This window comes from Streptomyces sp. NPDC091287 (assembly GCF_044768525.1).
Classification (GTDB): domain Bacteria; phylum Actinomycetota; class Actinomycetes; order Streptomycetales; family Streptomycetaceae; genus Streptomyces.
This window is the reverse complement of record NZ_JBIVUV010000009.1, coordinates 56,643-75,836: the sequence shown is the minus strand read 5'-3', so window position 1 is coordinate 75,836 and position 19,194 is coordinate 56,643. Positions and strand designations below refer to the sequence as shown.

The following is a 19,194-nucleotide window of genomic DNA, read 5'->3' as shown; positions in this document are numbered from 1 at the left end:
AGTCGCGCACGGCGGGGGACATGGTGGCAACCTGCGCCAAGTTGGTGTCGATGGCGGAGCGTTGACCAGTGCAGGACGTTTCTGATCTCGTGGAGAAGACGGCCGAAGGGTGATGCGGGCCGGATCCCGCCAGGGATTACGGGACAGCCCTTAGCCGAGCACCGCGTCGGTGAGGTCCGGTCCCCGTCCGTCAACAAGGTCGGGCGGCTCCAGCCCGTACCCCTCCGCTCGCCCGTAGTACGTCGGCTCGCCGGGCTCCGGCTCGGCTCCGAGCACCTGAACGAGCTCCTGGAGAGCCGATGCGAGGCGCGGCGCGTTGGCGGCGTGGATGGCTGGATGCGGCTCGCCCCGGAAATCGCACTGACCCCAGACATCGTGATGCACGGACAGTTCGACCCAGAGGTCCGTCTCGTCCGGCGCCACCATGAGTTCCACCAGACGGTATTCCCCGTGCCGTTCCCCGTCCGCGTCGAACCAGGCGCCCGATCCCAGCACGAGGATTCCGCCGATCTCTGCCCGCGGATGACCGGTCGGCCGGCAGGCGCGGAGCGCATCGGGCAGCGCAGGATCGTCGAGCGAACGCGTGCCGAGGTTCAGGCGGCTGTGGACACCGAGGCCGCCCCTGCCGGTCTGGAACCAGGCCCACTCAAGTGAGGAGGGCACCAGCAGGTCGCGCTTCTCCAGCACCCGACTCATGCGTGCCGCAGTCATGAGCGCGAACTCCAGACCAGGCTCCACGACGTCCTCCAGGTTCCAGGACCACGAGCCACTCTCTCTCGGCGTGCGCATCAGCACGGTCGCAAACTCCTTGAATTCTCCCGATCAGAATCCACGCAGTGGATCGAAGTTCGGTCTCTCACGCAGGCCATTAGTAGCCTGGCGGCATTGGCTGCTCCGGCGCGTCATTGAAAAGGTAGTCGTACATGTTGCGGAGATAGGTGTGAAGAGTTTCCCTGTCGGGGAATTCGATATCGGTCATCCCTTCGTACTCGTCCGGCCCGAAGGAGTCGTCCGCCATGATCCGCTCGAATCCCTCGCGGATCAATTTCACGTAGGAATCGCTGAAACTCAGCAATGTAGGCCTCAGTTCGCCTGTATTCTCGTACCCTCGCTCAAGATCCAGGTTTACTCTGAAGAAATTTCTGAAATGCTCAATACGGGCCACTTCACCTCCGGCTCGTATGGCTACTCGGGGAAATTGTTGCCTGCCATAAGGCCACCCTGTACTTTCTGGGCCAGCTCCCTGAGTTCGATTTCCTTCCCGGCGGTCACCAAATATTGTTTCTCTCACATGCGCAAGAAATAGGTCCGGCAGTCGCACATTATATTTCCGCATGTAAAGCAGAGATCGCCTCGCCAGATCCAGTCGCCGTCGCTGAATATCGAGTCGCCGCCGAGTACGGTCTCGCCGGATCCCAGAACGTCTCCTGAAGACCCCATCACGCTGAACAGGTCATGTTCTTTCAGGAGATACTTGGCGATCTCCTTGGAATCTTTGTAGGGTGATAATGAAGTGAAATTATGCATACTGTCAACGGGAGTGCCGAAGGAAGTCGGCCAGAACTCTTCGAAGAATCCCGCAATGTGCATTTATGTAATCGGTCCCTTACTTTCTTTTCCCTCTTACCTGCGGTGCTCGCCCACCGCCGCAAGGCCTGACGGGCGGCTGCTGATGCTGACTACCTCCGAAACGAGGCGTGCCGAGGCTTGACCGCCCGACGAGGTCAGGTGGTCTCGGCCAGCTTCTCCGCCAGGGACTCAATAAATGTGGCTGCCTCGATCTCGGTAATCTGCACATGATCGATGTCGTTGTGCCCGAGGTCGTACAGCTTGAGGTACTCGGTCGGTTCCCAACGGAGGTTGCGGGTAAAGGCCTCGTCATGGGACTGGTCATCGTCGACGCGTCGTCGCACGATGCCGCGCGGACTGTGCTGGGGGTACCCGTCGCTGATCTTCGCGAAGTACGTCGACTCACCCTCGCAGTCGAAGGCGTCGAGGGTGGCTGGGGACAGCGTGACGAAGGGAGTGGTGGAGGCGTTGCTTTCCAGGTTCCGCAAGGGAATCATCACGCCGTTGAGGTCGAGGTACTCCTGCAGGTAGAAGCCGCCGCCCCGCTCGTACATGCGCAGCAGCGGCTCGTACGGGTCTGGCAAGTTCTCTAGCAGGTCAGGGTGGGCGTCGCGCAATGCCGCCCACCGGACGGCTCCCCTGCAGGTGGTTCGCAGCGAGGCGGGGGCGAGATCCTTGAGGAGTTGCTCCAGATCCTCGGTGACGTCGAGTGGTGTTGTGATGTTGGCGTCGATGTGGGCGGCAATATCGAAGAACGGCCAGAGCTGCTCGGCTTGGTACGCCCGTGCCCACAGAGCCGCTCGTCGCAGGTATTCCCGCATGAGCAGGGCACGTGAGTGAGCGTGATGGAAGGCTGCGGTGTCGTGAGTCCAGCCGATGGCCCGCAGTCGGTCCAATACCTTACGTGAAGGCGTGTTACTCACTTCAGATTCAGCCCCTTGGCTCGCAGCTCTTGGAGAATATCTTTCACGAAGTCGTCGAGGTTGGACAAATCTGCGACAAGCTCCGTCTTGGGGTGCTTCAGGCCAAGCTTCTGCCAGGCGCTTCCGAACCCGCCGCGCACGGGATGCGGCGCCAGGTCGTGGACTCCAGTTGTGCTGAGACTCTTCGGTGAGTAGCGGCTACCGTCGGCGTACGTTCCGTCGGCTTCTCGCCGCCGGAGGCCTGTCTAGCCCTTCGCGAGATACCGCGACCGGGAAAATTTCTCACCCCGAGGGCCCGGACTTTGAGAGGTTCCCGGGTATGTGATCGCACAAGGTGATGATGCGGGAGTGTGAGCCTTGAATGCGCCCGATCAGAATTCAGACGTTCCTAACGGATCTCTGCGGCAGAAAAGCGGGTCGTCGTCTTTCTACTGGCTCTCGTCCAACGAGTTGAGATAAGAGGCGTCCAATGAGGTAAGCGGCTGACGATCGAGATGCTCCTGCCAACCGGACAGGCGAACGCGATAGTCGACAAAGTCGATGAACCCATTCTCGACCCAGAATCCTCCACCTCGCTCGAAAAGAATAATCAATGGTTCGAAAGGGTCTGGAAGGTCAGGGAATCTGGATAGAACTTCGTCTGGAAGTGAGGCCCAGTTCAAGGCGAAGCGGCAGATTTTTCCAGTCAAGGGCGCGCTTGCGTGTTCAGACAAGAAATCGTTCAGGCGGGCAGCGAGTTCAGCGCTCGGCCTTACCGAGCAATCTATCCGGTGTGCAATGTCGACGAAGGGCCAGTCTTCGGGCTGGCCGGCGACAAAGGGCGAGATGAGGTTCTTTTTCTCAAGCTCTTGCACCCAGAGCGCGGCTCGGCGGAGGTACTCGCGCATAAGCTTGGCACGGGATGGGCCATGGGTAAAACTAAGTTCCGCCTCCTGCCAGTTGATGGCAGAAATCCGATCTATGAGAGGTTCCGCATCTGGGGTCACCGTGCAGTGCCACTTTGCCGCTCCGAGGAATAAGGGCGGTGCATGGTAGCTGTCGCCTTCGGGCTCTTCGATGTCCTCGATGACTTCCTGTTCGGCCCTGATGACAGGCTTCGTGTGCTTCATAGCGGTGTTGGTATGAAAGAAATGGCGCGGAACCCTGGACCCCCTCCCGGCCTGCCGCGTTCCGCGTGGCACTCGACGGGGCCCTCACCCCGTGGTGAGGCCATCGTATACTTTCTGGGCAATCCTCCTGAGTTCGGGCTCATTCTCGGCAGGCATAAGGTATTTTTTCTCTCTCATGCGCGAAAGAAATTCGTCAGGTAGTCGCACGTTGTATTTCCGTACATAGAAACAGAGATCGCCGCGCCAGATCCATTCGCCGTCGGTGTAGATCGAGTCCCCGCCGAGTATGGTTTCCCCCGAACCCATCACGTCCTCAGAAGATCCCATCACGCTGAACAGGTCGTGCCCTGCCAAGAGATACTGGGTAATCTCTTTGGCATCGTCGTAGCGATTCGGTGTAACGTTATCTTTCAAGCTGCCGACTGGAACCCCGAAAGATGGCAGCCAGAGTTCCTCGAAAAAATCGGCAATTTTCATAATTTCACTCCTCTTTAGTGCGTCAGCGGCAGGAAGATTCGCCAATATCCGCCGCCGAATATTGTAGGGACTTGACCAGGCCCGAACTTTGAGCTAACGCCGACCTTATTTGTGGGGGCAGTTACGGGGACCCCCAGCTCATTGGCGATTGCCTGAGCGGCAGGGATGTCCAGAGCACCCTTTGAGGTGTTCCCCGTGTGACAAGAAACTAGTCGAACGGGTCCGCCATTATAGCTAGGGTTAGCCCGAATGGCTTCGGCAATGTGGGAAGGATGGGTGTCGCCGGCGGAGAAGCCTTCATCAGCCTGATTTACCCGTCCGGGTTCAAAGAATCCTTGGGCATTGCCATGTACGACGACATCATGGTAGCCGTCAAGAGGGCGCACGCGCTCGAAGTTCACCATGGTGCTCCTGTCGTAACCAATAGCAGTTCTTCCTTCTCGAAAGTACACGGGATCGCCTGTGCTTAGTACGAGATCGCCGGGCTCCTTAGGTGGGTATGGAATCCTGGATTCGGGAGCGATCCGAGCTTCGTAGCCGCGACGGGTTCCCATGTCGCTAACGTGATGATATGGGGAACCGTCCGATTGTGTGCCAGCTGATCCGCCCTCCCCATGACCCTCCGGGCTATCACCATTGTGGCCCTCTGTCCGCGTTTCAGGGCCCTCCGGCCTGTAAGGCAACGAGGCTTCAGAGCCCTCCGGCCTGTAAGGCAACGAGGGTGGGCCTGATGAGCCGCCTCCGCGGTGCATGTCGCCCTTGCTGGCGTCCAGATTGTGGGCCAGCCTCTCGTGGCCGGCACCCCCGGCGGTGATCTTCCCCTGCCCGTGACCTACAGATCCCACTTGTTCGGCAGACACGAAGCTACCTGCGGGTAGGCTTTCGTCTTTCGAGGCGTTGTGGTGCTGTTTGAGCGTGCCGTCCTCGCCGAGGATGTTGCCCTGGCGGTCGAGGTGGATGACGTTGCCGTCGGCGTCGAAGTCCTTGAAGGTTCCCTCGGGCAGGGCGGTGGTGCCTTCGGGGAGTTTGAGGGCGCCTTCCTGGATCGGCAGGGAGCCTGCGGGCGGGGCCACGCCTTCGGGGAGGTGGACCACGCCGTCGCCGAGGTCGATCGCTCCGGTGGGGATCTCCGCGCCGTCCGGCAGCTTGACCGAGTTCCTCGGGATCTCGAACGCGCCGTCCGGGAGCGCCGCGCCCTCGGGCAGGTGCAGGGTGCCGTCGCCGAGCTTGAACGCACCGTCCGGCAGGGTGATCGCGCCCGGCGGCAGTGGCGGGATCTCGACTCTGCCCGTGCCTCTGAGGCCGGCCATCACGTCGCTGATCTTGGTCAGGCCCGCCCCGGCGCCCTTGAAGAGGTACGTCGTCGGGTCGGCGTAGCGGCCCGCCTTGTTAGCGAACGACAGGGCCTTGGCCGCCACCGCCGCCTTGCCCGCGCCGGAGACCGCACCTCCGGTGCCGCCTGTGAAGACCGTCGTCAGGACGTTGAAGGTCACCGCGCCTCCGGCGCGGGCCGGGTTCTCGCCCCACTGGTCGTAGGCGATGAGGGCCTTGCCGGTCTCCTTCATCGCGTTGCGTGCGTCGCGGGCGAAGCCCGGCAGCTTGTCCTCCGGAGTGAGCCACAGGACGTGGGGCGCGGCGACGGTGAGGATGACGCCGGTGGTGAGGTTGCCCAGGCCGGTCCAGGCCTGCTTCGCTGCGTCCCAGCCTTCGGTGCCGAAGAGGGTGCCCAGTCCCTTGACCGTGCCCCACACGCCGTCCACGACGAAGCCCTTGCCGAAGTCCCAGGCGTGTTCGTGGATCTGCCACCACGGTGTGGATTCCTTGACCGGGTCGCCCCACGGCAGGCCCTTGGCGTGCTTCAGGGCCTCGACGTCGTACCCGTACATGCCCTTGCCGCCGGAGCCGTCGTCGGTCTTGAGCGGCTTGCCGTCGGGAACCAGCGTGATGATCTTGTTGTAGCAGGCGCGCTCCACCGCCTGGAACGCCGCCCAGGTCTCGGCGATCTCGTCGCGGCGGCGGTTGTTCTCCTCGACCAGGTCGCCGTCCTCGCGCCACTTGTCGTCCGCGTTCGCCTCGTCCAGGAAGGTCGAAGCCTCCCGCTTGAGCCGCTGCAGCTTCGCCACCAGCGGCTGCGCGTCGTCCGCGTACGCGCCGAGCGCGCCGGTGATCCTCGCCAGGTCCCCCTTCAGCGCGGACCCGCGGTGCGCGACCGGTTGTGTCGTCGCGAACAGCTGATCGGCCTCCGGGGCCTTGTAGAACGCCTGGAGCCCGCCGAAGCTGCTGTGGATGTCACCTGCGACCGTCGCGATGTTCTCCCCGTCCCCGGCCAGGGCGGTCACCTTCTGGTCCAGCACCGCCAGATCCCCGGTGAACACCGGAATGCCGGACGGGTCGATCGGCTCCTTGTCGCTCACTTCCCACCCCGCAGGTCCTTCAGCACGTCCAGCCGGACGGCCTTCGCCGCGTTCTGCGCCTGCTTCGCCGTGTCGAGGTCACCCTCCACGTACTCGTTCGTAGCTGTCGCCGCACCCAGCACCGCCGCCTGGATCCGCTCCGACATCGACTTCAGCTGCGCCTGCCGCGCCTGCGCGTACGCACCCAGCGCCGCTGCCACCGGACCCGTCGCCGTCGGGGCACTGACGAGCGCCGCGACCGGGCCGGCCTGCCGGTGCGGAACCACCGGGCCTACCGGCTGCCCCGCCTCCGTGCCCCCCGGCACCGCGGTTCCCGCCGCTGCCGCCGCCTCGGACAGGTGCGTCATCAGCGCGTTGAGCGCCTTCTCCAGCTCACCGGCGTGCCCGCCGACCACCTTCAACTGGCCTTGCACACCCTGCGGTTTGATATCCCACCCGGTCATCCCACGCCCCCGTACGCACAACAAAGCCGACCCACCCCGCAGGGTGGGCGAACACCTGAACCCGCCGGCGGTCAGCCGATGCCGTCTACCGCGGCTTTCGCCCGCGCCAGCGTCTGCGTGGCCGTGCCGTCGTTCTTCTCCAACGTTGTCCGCAGCAGCCGGATGATGTTCCGCACCTCCTGCGACGTCGCGTTCCACCGCAGTTCCTTGCCGTGGTACTCATCCGCCACGCCATCGGCCGCGAAGTCGTTCATCGCCGCTTTCACCTGCGTGTCCCGCGCCGTGATCACCTGCTCCAAGCGGCCGATCACCACCTGGAGAGCCGCCTGTACCTCCGTCGAGGCCCCCGTGTCGTACGAACGTCGATCCGTGCTGCCCGCCATCAGTCCTTCAACTCCCCGTCAGACAAGTAGGTATGGCCGAACCGCCCACCGCGACCGGTCACCGCGACCGCTCACCGCGACCGGTGTCAGCGGCCGCCGAAACGCGCCGCGTCGAAATTCGCCGACGCCATCTGCGACTTCGCGTTCTCGTCCTGCTCCTGGTCACCCGAACCGAACGCCGCGTCCATCCCCGACTGACCGCCCAGGATCCCCGACAGCGACGCGTTCAACGCCTTCGTGATCTCGTCCGAACGTGTCTTGAAATCGTCGAACGCGACCTTCCCCGCCCCGTTGAACTTCCCCTCCAACGGCTCCGCCGCGGCGATCAGCTGCTGGATCAGCGTCCCCAGATCCGTACTGGCACTCTGCGAATCCGACAGCAGCCTCGACAGGACCGACGCCCCCATGTCGAACTTCATGACATCCCCCGTTACATCGAATGCATCGCATACATCGACCGAACGCACGCCTGCTTGTGCGTACATCCTTGTCTATCAACCCCGGCATCACTACTGCAATCTGCAATCAGCCAGATTGCGGCGGGGAGTCCGGGAAGTCCCTACGCCCCCTTGAGGTGCCGCATCAGCCTCTCGAACTCCTGCCACCCCGCCAGATCCGAGGGGTTCCCCGGCAGCGGGTAGTACAGCGCCGGCCTGGTACGCGGGCCGAGCCGCACCGGCTGTTCCGCCAGCGGCGTGCGTCGCGCCCGGTCTCCCGGCATCGCGCGGACCTCCTCCGCGCCCAGCACGAAGGCCAGTGGGACCCCGGGGCCCTCGAAGCGCGGCGGTACGGCCACATCGCGGCGCGCTTTGCGAAGTTGTACGAGCATCGACTGGAGGTGGTGGCGCGTGGCGAGCGCCTCGGCGGCCGCGGGCAGGGCGTCCAGCGGAGGCTCCTCGTCGGCACCGTAGCCGAAGGCGAGGGTGACCTCCTCCTCCACGCCCGCCTTCGTCCTTGTGACGCGCACGGTCGCGATGCCGGGTCGCGAGCGGTTCCCGACCACGACGAACCACGTGGGTTCCGGCGCTCGTTCGAACGCGACGTCGGTCAGCCGGCCCGGGGACCAGGGGAGGGTCGCCGGTTCCGACGTGCCCCAGCCGGCCGGCGGTTCGCCCGTCAGCTCCCGCCACACCGTCTCCAGGCCACCGCCCAGCACCAGCCGCTCGTCCGCCGGGTGCACCATGCGGAAGGTCAGGCCCAGTTGGCGGTCGCCGGTGTCGTGGACCTGCTGGTAGGCAGCCGCCACCGGGGTGCGCGGGTCGTCGTCCGTGGCGTCGGGGGCGAGCACCGGGTCAAACGCGCCGTCCTGCCAGCGCAGTACGGCTCCGGTCAGTCCGTCGTAGTAGCCGTCCTGTTCGTCCTGGACGATCCAGCGGGACGGCCAGCCGCCCAGCGCGTCCCGTACGGCGGGGGAGAGCGTGGTGCCCGCCGGGCTGACGATCTGGAGGCCGAGACCCGCCTTCGCCGCCGCCCGGAAGGCGTCGGACAGCCAGGCCGTCATCGCCACCACCGGGCGGTCCTGGATGACGACCGCGACCTTGTCGGTGAGCACGTCGATGGCCGGCTGGGCGGCGGCGGGTTCGGGCGCGACGCTCACGCCGTCGGTCTTCACCACGGCGAGCGATCCGGCCGCGTCCGGCGGCCAGGCGGAGCCGCCCACCAGCGCGGCGAGCCGGGTCGCGAAGGTGCCCGCGAGCTGCTCCGCCTCCGCGACGCCCGTGGTGGCGCGGGCCTCCGTCCACCAGTACGGGACCGGCGGGGCCGTGGTTCCGAGCAGCCGCTCGGCCTCACCCTCGACGGAGACCAGCAGCGGGGCCTCCACGGAGACGAGCGGGCGGCCCTCCGTGTCGCAGAGCTGGATCACCGCGCCCTCGCCCCGCGTGCCCACCAGCTTGTCCGGGCCGCCCGAGAGCAGGCCCGCCAGTACGGCCCAGGGGTCGGGCATACGGGGTGTGAGAGCGATGACGTCCTTGGTCATGGAGTGGTCGTCCGGTCCTTCCGGTCCTACGTCGTTCGGCGGTGGGCCTGCGCCGCGGGGCGGCGCTTGTCTGTCCCGAGAGGTCTCACATCGGCGCGTACACCGTCTGGATCAGGCGGTTGGGCTGCCCACGGCGGACGAACACGCCGCGCCCGGGAGCCTGTTGGGAGGCGTACACGCCGGGGAACAACTGGCCCTCGCCGCGGTCGCCCGCCATCAGGAGCGCCGAGGCCCCCGACTCCCGCAGGCCCTGCACCAGCGGCTCGTACATGCCCCGTGAGGCACCGGCGACCCGGCGCGTCAGGACGAAGTGGAGGCCGATGTCGACCGCCGAGGGGATGTACGGAAGGAACGCCGACAGCGGGGACTGTCCGGCGGTCGTGAGGACGTCGTAGTCGTCGACGAGGACGACGATGCGCGGGCCCGCGCCCCAGTTGCCGGGCTCCAGGTCCTCCAGCCGGGCGTTCTCGTCGGGCAGGCGCTTCTCCAGCTCGGTGGCGATGCCCGCCGAAAGCCCGGCGCACAGCTTGGAGTTGTACGCGTACCCGCCGTTGAACTCCTCCGGGACCGCACCGCGCAGTGAGCGCCGCGGGTCCATCACGGCGAACACCAACTCGTCCTCGCCGTAACGGTCGATGAGACCGTGCGCGACCGTCCGCAGCAGGTTCGTCTTGCCGCACTCGCTGTCCCCCAGCACCAGCAGATGCTGATCGTGCTGGAACAGGTCGAGCAGTACGGGCGCGAGCGCCGACTGGTCGAGCCCGATCGGTACGCGCGTGGGCTCGGCCGCCGGCCCCGGCAGCGAGTGCGGCTCCAGAATCTGCGGCAACACGCGGACCGGCTGCGCCACTTCGCCGCTCCAGGTGGCCCGAACCGTACGCGCCGTGCGCTCCAGGACCGCGCCGAGGTCCGCCGTGTCGGCGACCCCGTCCGTACGGGGGAGCGCCACCTGGGCGAAGAGCTTTCCGTCGGTGAGGACCCGTCCGGGCTCGTCGGGCGACAGGGTCTCGGCGAGCTTGCGGTCGATGCTGGACTCGCCGGGGTCGTTGAGGCGCAGTTCGACGCGGGTGCCGAAGTTGGACTGGATGGCGATGCGTACGTCGTTCCAGCGCAGCATGGACGCGACGACGTGGATGCCGTAACCGCCGCCGCGCTTGAGGACGTCGGCGATCGCGTCGTCCAGCTCGTCGAAGTCGTCGCGCAGTGCGCCGAATCCGTCGATGACGAGGAGGACCTCGGCCGAAGCGAGTCCGGGCAGCCGGCCGGCCGCGTGCAGGGTGCGCAGTTGCTCGACCGAGTCGATGCCGTGCTCGCGGAAGAGGTCCTCGCGCATCGCGAGCATCGTGCGAACCTCCTCCACGGTGCGGGCCGCCCGTTCCCGGTCGGCGCGGCCCGCGATACCGCCGACGTGCGGCAGACCCGAAAGTGCCTGGAGACCGCCGCCGACCAGATCCAGTCCGTAGACGCCGATCTCGCGCGGGGTGTGGGTGAGCGCTAGGGAGAGGACGAGCGTGCGCAGCAGCGTCGTCTTGCCCGACTGGGGACCGCCGATCACCGCCGCGTGGCCGCCCGCCGTCGTGAGGTCCAGGAACCACTGCCCCTGCCACTGCTTGGCCGGGTCGTCGAGCAGGCCGACGGGAACGCGGAGAGGCCTCCGGCGTCCGTCCGTGACCGCCCCGGTCAGCCGCATCCCGCGCGGTCCGATGTCCAGCGGACCGGCGACGGTGTCCAGCGCGGTGACCGTGGGCAGGGGCGGCAGCCAGATGCTCCGCACGGGCGGCGCCGCTCCGGTCAACTGGTCGACCATGACGCCCAGTTCGGTCGGGCCCGTCTCGCGGCGACGGGACGCCGGCTCGGCGGACTGCCGCGCCTCGTCCGGTCCGGCCAGGGTGTTGAACGCCTCGTACGGCAGCGCCAGCGGGCCGGTCTCCTCCTCGTCGGTGCTGCGGACCGGACCGCGATAGCCGCCCGAGACATAGCCCGCCTTGAACCGGGCGTAGTGGCTCGTGTCGACCTTCAGATAGCCGAACCCGGGCAGCGGAGGCAGGTGGAAGGCGTCCGTCGTGTCCAGGACGGTGCGGGACTCGTCGGCGGAGAAGGTCCGCAGACCGAGACGGTAGGAGAGATAGGTGTCCAGGCCCTTGAGCTTGCCGCCCTCGATGCGCTGGCTGGAGAGCAGCAGATGAACGCCGATGGAGCGGCCGATCCGTCCGACGGAGAGGAACAGGTCGATGAAGTCCGGCTTCGCGGTGAGCAGTTCGCCGAACTCGTCGATGACCACGAACAGGTGCGGCAGCGGATCCAGGTCCGGCCGCTTCTCGGCACGCAGAGCCGCGTAGTCCCCGATGTCCGCGACGTTCCCCGCGTCCTTGAGGGCCTGCTGGCGGCGCTTGACCTCACCGGCGAGGGAGGAGTGGACCCGCTCGACGAGCCCCGCCTGGTTCTCCAGGTTGGTGATGACCCCGGCCACGTGCGGCAGGTCCGCGAACGGCGCGAACGTCGCCCCGCCCTTGTAGTCGACCAGCACGAGCGCCAGGTCCTCCGGCGGATGGGTGGCCACCAGGGCGAGGACCAGGGTGCGCAGCAGCTCCGACTTGCCCGAGCCCGTCGCGCCCACGCACAGACCGTGCGGGCCCATCCCCAGCTCCGAGGACTCCTTGAGGTCCAGCAGCACCGGCTCGTGGGAGTCGCTGATGCCGATCGGGACGCGCAGGAAGGCGCGCTCGCCACGCGGCGCCCACAGCCGTTCCAGGTCGAGCCGGGCCACGTCGTCGATGCCGAGCATCGCCGCGAACTCCACCGGACCGGAGAGCGGGGCGTCCGCCAGGGATTCGGCGGACAGCCGCAGCGGTGCGAGCATCCGGGCCAGCCCCTCGGCGAACGGGATACCCGCCTCGTCCACCGTGCCGTGCGCCTCCACGGGCTCCGGCGTCCGCAGGTCCTCGATGGTCACGTCCGTGCCGTCCACCGTTATCCGTACGCTGACGTGGCCCGGCTCCTGCACCCGACGCTCCAGCAGATGCAGCACGGTGACGCCCATCTCGCGCAGGCCGACGGCCTCGTCGGGGCGCGGCAGGTCGACGGCGTCCTCGCCGTGCCCGTCGGTGACGACGAGCAGCCGGGAGTTCATGGACAGCGCGTCCCGGCCGGCCAGGCCCCGGCGTACCTCGGCCGCGTACGAGGCCCGGCGGCGCAGCTCCGCCCCGATCTGCCGGGCGAGCTGCGGGGCGGACGGGGCGATACGGCGAGCGGCCACGGGCCCGTCGAACTGCTCGGTGTCGAGCAGGTGCGGCAGCCACTTGGCCCATTCCCAGTCGGCCATGCGGTCGCCCGGCGCCGCGACGGCGATGGCCACGTCGTCGGGTGCGTGCAGGGCGGCCGTCTGGACCAGCAGGGCACGGGCCACCCGCAGACAGTCCTCGCGCGGGCCGATCACACTGACGTTGCCGATCCGGTCCAGCGGGACGGTGAGCGGCAGTTCGGTGCCGTTGCGGAACCGGTTCACCAGCGCCGACGCCTCGTTGAGCATGAACAGGTCGGGCGGGGTGAGGACCGTCGAACCCGGCTCGGCGATTCCCAGATCCCGTACGGGCATCTCGCCGGTGCCGACCCGCACCCGCAGGAAGTCGTCGTCGACCCTGCGCCGCTCCCAGAGGCGCGCCGGGTCCCGCACGATGTCGTACAGGGCGTACGGCGGGGGGTTCAGGACATCGGCGCGCTCACGCCGTTCGCGCTCCTCGCCCGACAGCTCCTCCCGCAGGTCCTCCACATAGGCGAGATAGGCCTCGCGCTGAGTGCGTCGGGTGCGCTGGGCCTTGCCCCGCTGCGAGAAGAGCAGCGCCACGGAGCCGATGACGGTGACCACGAGGATGATGGCGCCGAGGGCGGCGAACTGGCTGTTGCGGACGACCGTCATCATCACGACGGACGACATGACCCCGGCGACCGGCAGCAGCGACATCGCGATGTTGCCCGCCTTCCCCTCGGGGAGGTTGGGCGGGGCCTCGATGGTGCGGGGCACGGGCGCGGCCGGGGGACGGGTGGTCCGGGCGGGGCGGTGGATCAGTCGGGTGCTCATGGGTGTTACCGGCGCTTCTGGGAGAGCTGGAAGACCTCGGCGGCCAGCCGGGTGGCGGCCAGCCGCGTCGGGCGGGCGAGCAGTTCGGTGCGGAGTGCTCCGCCTGCCGCCAGATGCCGGTCGTGGGGCAGCACGTGGACGGTCGCGCCGGTGGACCGCAGCTTCTCGGCGGCGGCCTCCACATCGATCCCGGGGCGGGATGTGGTGCTCGTGAGCGCCACCACGGTCCCGGCGATCATGTGGCGCGGCAGCCCCTGCATCCACTGGAGGACCGCGTACGTGCTGGTGATGCCGTCCAGGGTGGCGGGAGCGGCCAGGACCCGGGCCTGGGCGGCGGAGAGCGCGACCCGGGCGACCTCGGCGGGCAGCGTCTCGCAGTCGACGACGGTCACCCCGAAGTAGCGGCGGAGCGCGACCATGACCCGTTCGTACGCCGCTGTGTCCAGCATCGCCCCGATCCGCCCCTGGCTGCCGGGCAGCAGCCAGGCGTTGTCGGGGAGTTGGACGAGGTATCCGGTGACGTCGAGCAGCGACATCTGCGGCTCCACGATGTCCGCCAGATCGGCCGTGGTCCAGCGCAGCGTCTGGGCTCCGAGACGCAGGGGCAGCGAGCCGAGCGCCGGATCGGCCTCGACGAGGAGGACCGGGTCCTGGCGGTAGTGCGCGTACGCCGTGCCGAGCAGGGCGGCCACCGTCGTCTTGCCCGCGCCGCCCCGGATGGAGGTGACGGCGATCTGCCGACCGGTCGTCACCGGCTGCTGGATCCGCTCGGCGGTGCGGGTGATCTCGGCGACCTCGCGGGCCGCCGACGAGGAGACGATCCGGCGTATCGCCCGTGAGACCCGCGCGGCGGCCGGCTCACCCTGCCGGGGGCGGCGTGCCGTACCGGACAGCGCGCTGTCGATCACGGGCCGTGAGTCGGGGGACCGGGCGGGCTGTTGCGCACGTGCCGGCGGTGCGGCGGGAGAGGGAGCGGGCGGCGCGGCGGGCGACGCGGGGAAGTTCGGGCCCGGCACCCGCGCACCCGTACGCTCCTGCGGTTGCGGCTGCTCCTGCGGCTGCGGCTGCGACGGCGGAAGCTGCTGCTGTTCCCGTGCCGCACCGTGGTTCTGTGCCGCACTGTGGCTCTGTGCCGCACCGTGGCTCTGCGCGCGCTGCGGAGGAGGGGTTCCTCTCAGGTCGCGCAGCACATCACCCTGCCAGTTGTCCGCGTTCGGCATGTCTGCCCTTCTCCTCCGCTCCGATGCCCCGACCGGAGTCGCCCGCGCATGAATGTCAGAACTTGTCGAGCAACTGGCCGTAGATGCCGAACACACCGATGGCGAGCGGGAACAGCCCCACCATGCCGATCGACTCGATCAGGTCGGCGGTGCGCCGGAGCCTCACCCGTACATGCTCGGGAGGCTCCACCGCGAGGGTGAGCAGGGGCAGCAGCGCCGCCACGCCGAGTACGACGACGGGGCCCGCGCCCCCCGACGGCTGCTCCATCCACAGCATCACGAGGCACACGAGCAGGACCGCCGCGCCGACGAACAGGGCCACCACCTCGGCCACCAGAGGAAACGCGCGGGCCCTCGACAGCAGCACCACCGCCACCAGCGAGGGCAGGAGCACCGTCCACACGGTCGGCCGCGGGGTCAGGGTGAGGAGCCAGCCGGCCGCCGTCGCCGACGCCGCGGTGACCACGGTGGCGAGAGCGAGTCCGCGGTGCGTGGCGGTCAGGGCGTCGGCCACGTCGTGACGGCTGACCGATGCCCCGCCCGACCGCCGGTCATCGAGCGCGGTGAGGCCGGACGCCATCAGCGCGAGCCGGGGCAGCACGCCGAGCAGCACCACGGAGAACACCGCCATCACGGCGCCCAGCCGGGCCGGATCCGGCTCCACGGCGGCGACGGCCTCCCACACCGCGGTGACGGCGGCGGTGGCACCGGCGCCGATCAGGCCACCGCGGCCGAGCGGCGAGAAGAACCCGAGCAGCAGCAGGGCCAGGGCCACCGCCGTCGCCACCGCGGCGAGCCGGGCCGGGCCCGACCAGGCGTACGCGTCGGCGGCGGTCCAGGCCGTGAGAACGCCGAGGCCGCCCGAGACGAACAGCAGCGCGGTCGCCAGGCCGCGATTGCCGCTTCCGATCCGGGCGCACAGCGCGCCGCCCACCAGAAGGACGACGGTGGCGACCGCCAGCGCGACGGCCAGGGCGCCGAGCGGGAACTCTCGCCGGGCCAACAGGGCGGCGATCACCGCGAAGGCCACGGTCGACGCCCCGGCGGTGACCCTGCGCGCGGCCGGACGCCAGCGCCAGGCCTGTAGGTCGAGGCTGTCGGCCACCTGGTCCGTGACGTCGTGGACGACCGGGGCGGGCGGCGCCGCGTGGGTCCTGACCAGGCGCAGCACGGCGCCGTCGCTGACGCCGGCCGAGGCGAGCGTGCTGTCGTGCGGCAGGGCCGAACCGTCGGAGGTGATCAACTGCCGGGTCAACGGCCGCGAAGCCGCCCGGTCGTCCAGCAACTGCAGTATGTCCGGCAGAAGTTGACCGATGGGCGTGTCCGAGGGCAGCACGATGTCGGCCCGGCGCCGCTCGCCGACCAGGGTCACCCGGCTCAGTTCCGATCGGGACGTCATTGCTGTGCTCACCACTTACGGAAACCTATCATCGTGATGTTCCGAAATTTCGGGCCAATTAGGCATAGCGCAGGGCGTGGTTGGCGCATTTCCGAGCTCGGCGAAATCTCGCCTGCGGTTTCCGAGCTCGGCGCAATCTCGCCTGCGGTACGTGCGCGCCTGGTGAATTTCCGGCCACTTCGTCGTTTCTCGGCCGGAGCTGATCAGGGGCCCTTCTCCGGGCCGGAAGAATGCGTCGGCGATTCGTACCGCTGCGCCTGCCGCTGCTGTTTCTCCTGCTCGGCCTTCTGTTTGTCCAGCGTGTGCTGGAGGAAGGACCAGCCGACGCACCCGGCGCAGAGCACGGCGGTGATGGCGATGCCCGCGAATACCTTCCCGAGCCGCTCGTCGGCGGTGCGCCGTGCGCGCCCCACGCCGAAGAGCAGAGCGTCTCGCGTCCTGCGGCGGCGTACCCCCACCGATTCCAGCAGCTGACTGTCGTAATCCCGTGCCACATGGTCCCCCTTTGCCACTGCAACATACCGAGGGGCGGTTGTGGAGTACACACCAGGGGGACGGGGACGGGGCGTGGGGGAAGCGGTGTTCACGCCCGGCCGGGGCGCGTCCAGTCGTGGTTCTCGCGTACGAGGGTGAATCCGGCCGATCGGTAGAGCGCGGCCGCCGCCTCGTTCCTGGCCGGCGTCAGAACGGCCACCGCGCTCGCGCCCCGGTCGGCGAGCGCCGCGCACGCGCCGCGTACGGCGTCGCGCCCGTAGCCGTGACCGCGGTGGTCCGGATGGGTGCCGACCGGTTCGAGCAGTCCGCACCTGCCTGTACCCCCGAACCATCCGGTTGCGGCGGCGGCCGGGTCCCCGGCGGGCGTGCGGACGAGCGTCTCCACGGCGAGATGGCCCGCGGGGGACTCCTTCATCCTGCGCCAGTGGTCGACGGAGAACGTGGATCCCGCGAAGGCGGCTCGGTGCACCAGCGCCCGGTCGGCGGCGTCGGACCCGGTGACCTGTACCGCGCGGCTCGACACCGGCCCCGGGGACCAGGAGAAGACGAGCCAGGGCTCCTCCGTGTCCGGCTCCCAACCGGGCACGGGCAGGCCGTCGGTCGCGTCGTTGCCGGGTACGAGCAGGTCCTCCGCGTCCGCCGCGAGCGCTCCGAAGTCGGCGTCGGGCGCGGCGGTCACGCGCAGCACGGGGCCGTCGAGGAAGCCGACCGCCACGGGTGCCGCCTTCGCCGCATCGCCGGACCGGGCCCCGGCCTGCGAGGAGGCCCGTGCGTCGGTCCGTCCGGAGGTTCGTGCGGAGTCCCGTGCGGAGGCCAGTGCGTCGGTCCAGAGGTAGACGGTCGCGTCGTCCAGTCGCAGTAGCCAGCCCACGTCCCCGGGGTGCAGGCTCCCGGACGGGGCATCGGGCGGTGTCCACGCGCGCAGTGCGCGCAGCGCCGGGCCGGTGTCGGCAGGGGACAGGCGGTGCCGCGCGAGTGAGGCCATGCGCGGAGACTAGTCAGCGTGCCACGGAGGCGCGAAGGCTTTTGTGTCCGGGCCGGTGGTCATGTCTGCCGCAGCGCGAACCACAACTCCGTCCGTACGTCCATGTCGTCCAGGTCCGCGCCCAGCAACTCCCCGCACCTCCCGATGCGTTGGCGGACGGTGTTGCGGTGGACGCCGAGGGCCACCGCCGTACGGTCCCAACTGCCGTGCAGGGAGAGCCAGCAGCGCAGGGTGTCGGCCAACGGCGCGGTGAGCGGGGCGAGGAGGGCGCGGGCGTGGGCGGCCGCCTGTTCGGGCGGGACCAGCGCGGCGAGGCCGCTCGTGGGGGCGTCCACCGTCAACGGGGCGCGGGTAGCCCGCGCGTGGGCCAGGGCGCGGGCGGCCAGGGCGTCGGCGGCGTCGAGAGCGGTGACGGGGGTGGGGGCGGACGCGCCGAGCGTCCAGCCGGGCTGCGGGGTGAGCCGGGCGGACCGGGGCCGTGGATCCGGCCCCGCGGGATCGTCGTTCAGCGGCTCACCGCCCGCCGCCGACCCCTCCCCGTCGTCCGGCAGCAGCAGCCGGACCGCCTCGCCCGCCCCGCGTCCCGCGTCGACCAGGGCCGTGCCAAGCGACGCGCCCAAGGCCCCGGCCGTCAGGGCGTCCGCCGGGGTGCCGTCCGTGCGGCGGGCGTGGATCACCGTCCAGGGGCGGGTGGAGCCGAGGAGCGGCGCCACCTCGGCGGGGGTGGCGCCCAGGAGCATGCGGACCAGGGCCGCCGAACGGCCCGCCGCGTCCGCGCCCTGGTGGGGGGCGGCCAGGAGGGAGAGGAGGACCACCGCGATGCCCGCCACCGTGTGGTCGCCGGACTCCCGTCGCCGGGCCGCCAGCGCCAGGACCAGGCCCTCGCCGCCGCCCAGCGCGTACGCGGAGAGGTGGGTGCCGCCGTGGGTGTCGGTGGCCGAGGAGGGGGAGCCGGGGCGTTCGCGGGCGACCACCCGGGCCAGCCGGGTCAGGGCCCCCGACGCCTCCGGGGCCGGGCGACGGCCCGCCGCGTGGACCTCCTCGCCGCCCGCCGTCAGCAGGACCGCCCGGCCGCCGAGCTGCGTCGCGAGCTGGTGGAGGACCGCCGGTACGGGATCGGGGCGGGCCGCCGCCGTCGCCAGCGCCTGCTGGGCGCGGGTCACCCGGCGCAGCTCGCGGTGGCGCGCCTCGGCCATCAGCCGCCACACCGCCCGCGCGATCGCGGTGAACGGGGTCTCCGGCCCCACCTCCAACAGCGGCAGGCCCTCCCGGTCGCACGCCTCGATCAGGGCCCGGGGCACCGTCTCGTGCACCGGCCTGACCCCGAAACCCAGCGCCGCCGCCCCCGCCTCCACCAGCCGGCCGACGTAGTGGTCCGGGTCCGTCAGCAGCACGCCCGCGCTCAGCAGCAGTTCGCCGCCGAGCAGATACGGATACGGGTCGGCCATCTCCGAGGTGTGCACCCAGAGCAGATCGGCGTCGGCCGGGCCCGCGATCCGGCGCAGGCCCAGCTCCTCGCGCGCCAGGAGCTCCGCCAGCGGGATGGGCGGGGTCGGCGGGCCGGCCGGGGAAGTCGTCTGCGGGGTGACCGAGGAAGGGTTCGGCATGGACGGTCCATCCATTCAGTGCGTCGCGAATGGAGGAAACGTACACTTCAGCGTCGGCTTTCGGCCACCTACCGTCTTCCTCGCACGTACATCTGTTTGCGCGAGACGGAGGGA

17 protein-coding genes are annotated in these 19,194 nt (G+C 69.1%); all 17 read right to left on the bottom strand.

The genetic code is table 11. The features are described 5' to 3' along the window. Positions 1–150 precede the first annotated feature (150 nt). The 17 genes from ACIQRW_RS17005 to ACIQRW_RS16925 all read right to left on the bottom strand — a co-directional run bounded on the left by ACIQRW_RS17005 (position 151) and on the right by ACIQRW_RS16925 (position 19,095). Positions 151–789: a hypothetical protein gene (locus tag ACIQRW_RS17005; protein ID WP_403761038.1), complete on the bottom strand. Its 639-nt coding sequence runs from the start codon at positions 787–789 to the stop codon at positions 151–153. Between the two features lie 79 nt (positions 790–868). Further along, positions 869–1,165: a hypothetical protein gene (locus ACIQRW_RS17000; RefSeq protein WP_403760478.1), complete on the bottom strand. Its 297-nt coding sequence runs from the start codon at positions 1,163–1,165 to the stop codon at positions 869–871. Between the two features lie 122 nt (positions 1,166–1,287). Beyond that, complete coding sequence (locus tag ACIQRW_RS16995; RefSeq protein ID WP_403760475.1) at positions 1,288–1,590, bottom strand: hypothetical protein; 303 nt, start codon at positions 1,588–1,590, stop codon at positions 1,288–1,290. Positions 1,591–1,724: 134 nt separating this feature from the next. Further along, positions 1,725–2,492, bottom strand: a complete 768-nt coding sequence (locus ACIQRW_RS16990) for a hypothetical protein (protein WP_403760472.1) — start codon at positions 2,490–2,492, stop codon at positions 1,725–1,727. Positions 2,493–2,920: 428 nt separating this feature from the next. Continuing rightward, positions 2,921–3,601, bottom strand: coding sequence for a hypothetical protein (locus ACIQRW_RS16985; RefSeq protein ID WP_403760469.1), 681 nt, complete (start codon positions 3,599–3,601; stop codon positions 2,921–2,923). 84 nt (positions 3,602–3,685) lie between these two features. After that, positions 3,686–4,078 carry a hypothetical protein gene (locus ACIQRW_RS16980; protein WP_403760465.1) on the bottom strand — a complete coding sequence of 131 codons (393 nt, stop codon included), beginning with the start codon at positions 4,076–4,078 and terminating at the stop codon, positions 3,686–3,688. A 14-nt stretch (positions 4,079–4,092) separates the two neighbouring features. Then, positions 4,093–6,492, bottom strand: a complete 2,400-nt coding sequence (locus tag ACIQRW_RS16975; RefSeq protein ID WP_403760462.1) for a hypothetical protein — start codon at positions 6,490–6,492, stop codon at positions 4,093–4,095. Beyond that, positions 6,489–6,935 carry a DUF6507 family protein gene (locus ACIQRW_RS16970; RefSeq protein WP_403760459.1) on the bottom strand — a complete coding sequence of 149 codons (447 nt, stop codon included), beginning with the start codon at positions 6,933–6,935 and terminating at the stop codon, positions 6,489–6,491. The genes ACIQRW_RS16975 and ACIQRW_RS16970 overlap by 4 nt, the downstream gene beginning before the upstream one ends. Before the next feature lie 71 nt (positions 6,936–7,006). Then, positions 7,007–7,318: a pore-forming ESAT-6 family protein gene (locus tag ACIQRW_RS16965; protein ID WP_069754007.1), complete on the bottom strand. Its 312-nt coding sequence runs from the start codon at positions 7,316–7,318 to the stop codon at positions 7,007–7,009. 86 nt (positions 7,319–7,404) lie between these two features. After that, on the bottom strand, positions 7,405–7,737 hold the full coding sequence (locus ACIQRW_RS16960; protein ID WP_215101848.1) for a hypothetical protein: 333 nt from the start codon (positions 7,735–7,737) through the stop codon (positions 7,405–7,407). A gap of 140 nt (positions 7,738–7,877) precedes the next feature. Further along, positions 7,878–9,296: a DUF6177 family protein gene (locus ACIQRW_RS16955; RefSeq protein ID WP_403760456.1), complete on the bottom strand. Its 1,419-nt coding sequence runs from the start codon at positions 9,294–9,296 to the stop codon at positions 7,878–7,880. An 85-nt stretch (positions 9,297–9,381) separates the two neighbouring features. Beyond that, positions 9,382–13,374 (bottom strand): type VII secretion protein EccCa, encoded by a 3,993-nt coding sequence (gene eccCa / locus ACIQRW_RS16950; RefSeq protein WP_403760453.1) that lies wholly within the window; start codon positions 13,372–13,374, stop codon positions 9,382–9,384. Between the two features lie 5 nt (positions 13,375–13,379). Continuing rightward, positions 13,380–14,594, bottom strand: a complete 1,215-nt coding sequence (locus ACIQRW_RS16945; RefSeq protein ID WP_403760448.1) for a MinD/ParA family protein — start codon at positions 14,592–14,594, stop codon at positions 13,380–13,382. Between the two features lie 55 nt (positions 14,595–14,649). Beyond that, on the bottom strand, positions 14,650–15,993 hold the full coding sequence (gene eccD / locus ACIQRW_RS16940; protein ID WP_403760445.1) for a type VII secretion integral membrane protein EccD: 1,344 nt from the start codon (positions 15,991–15,993) through the stop codon (positions 14,650–14,652). Between the two features lie 203 nt (positions 15,994–16,196). Beyond that, complete coding sequence (locus ACIQRW_RS16935; RefSeq protein WP_403760442.1) at positions 16,197–16,487, bottom strand: hypothetical protein; 291 nt, start codon at positions 16,485–16,487, stop codon at positions 16,197–16,199. 89 nt (positions 16,488–16,576) lie between these two features. Continuing rightward, complete coding sequence (locus ACIQRW_RS16930; RefSeq protein WP_403760439.1) at positions 16,577–17,473, bottom strand: GNAT family N-acetyltransferase; 897 nt, start codon at positions 17,471–17,473, stop codon at positions 16,577–16,579. A gap of 59 nt (positions 17,474–17,532) precedes the next feature. Next, on the bottom strand, positions 17,533–19,095 hold the full coding sequence (locus ACIQRW_RS16925) for a PucR family transcriptional regulator (RefSeq protein WP_403760436.1): 1,563 nt from the start codon (positions 19,093–19,095) through the stop codon (positions 17,533–17,535). Positions 19,096–19,194 lie beyond the last annotated feature (99 nt).

Excerpts from the sequence above, each read along its gene's own strand:
- ACIQRW_RS17005 (WP_403761038.1), bottom strand. The coding sequence starts at position 789 with ATGCGCACGCCGAGAGAGAGTGGCTCGTGGTCCTGGAACCTGGAGGAC.
- ACIQRW_RS16995 (WP_403760475.1), bottom strand. The coding sequence starts at position 1,590 with ATGCACATTGCGGGATTCTTCGAAGAGTTCTGGCCGACTTCCTTCGGC.
- ACIQRW_RS16985 (WP_403760469.1), bottom strand. The coding sequence starts at position 3,601 with ATGAAGCACACGAAGCCTGTCATCAGGGCCGAACAGGAAGTCATCGAG.
- ACIQRW_RS16980 (WP_403760465.1), bottom strand. The coding sequence starts at position 4,078 with ATGAAAATTGCCGATTTTTTCGAGGAACTCTGGCTGCCATCTTTCGGG.
- ACIQRW_RS16970 (WP_403760459.1), bottom strand. The coding sequence starts at position 6,935 with ATGACCGGGTGGGATATCAAACCGCAGGGTGTGCAAGGCCAGTTGAAG.
- ACIQRW_RS16965 (WP_069754007.1), bottom strand. The coding sequence starts at position 7,318 with ATGGCGGGCAGCACGGATCGACGTTCGTACGACACGGGGGCCTCGACG.
- ACIQRW_RS16960 (WP_215101848.1), bottom strand. The coding sequence starts at position 7,737 with ATGAAGTTCGACATGGGGGCGTCGGTCCTGTCGAGGCTGCTGTCGGAT.
- ACIQRW_RS16955 (WP_403760456.1), bottom strand. The coding sequence starts at position 9,296 with ATGACCAAGGACGTCATCGCTCTCACACCCCGTATGCCCGACCCCTGG.
- eccCa (WP_403760453.1), bottom strand. The coding sequence starts at position 13,374 with ATGAGCACCCGACTGATCCACCGCCCCGCCCGGACCACCCGTCCCCCG.
- ACIQRW_RS16945 (WP_403760448.1), bottom strand. The coding sequence starts at position 14,594 with ATGCCGAACGCGGACAACTGGCAGGGTGATGTGCTGCGCGACCTGAGA.
- eccD (WP_403760445.1), bottom strand. The coding sequence starts at position 15,993 with ATGACGTCCCGATCGGAACTGAGCCGGGTGACCCTGGTCGGCGAGCGG.
- ACIQRW_RS16930 (WP_403760439.1), bottom strand. The coding sequence starts at position 17,473 with ATGGCCTCACTCGCGCGGCACCGCCTGTCCCCTGCCGACACCGGCCCG.
- ACIQRW_RS16925 (WP_403760436.1), bottom strand. The coding sequence starts at position 19,095 with ATGGATGGACCGTCCATGCCGAACCCTTCCTCGGTCACCCCGCAGACG.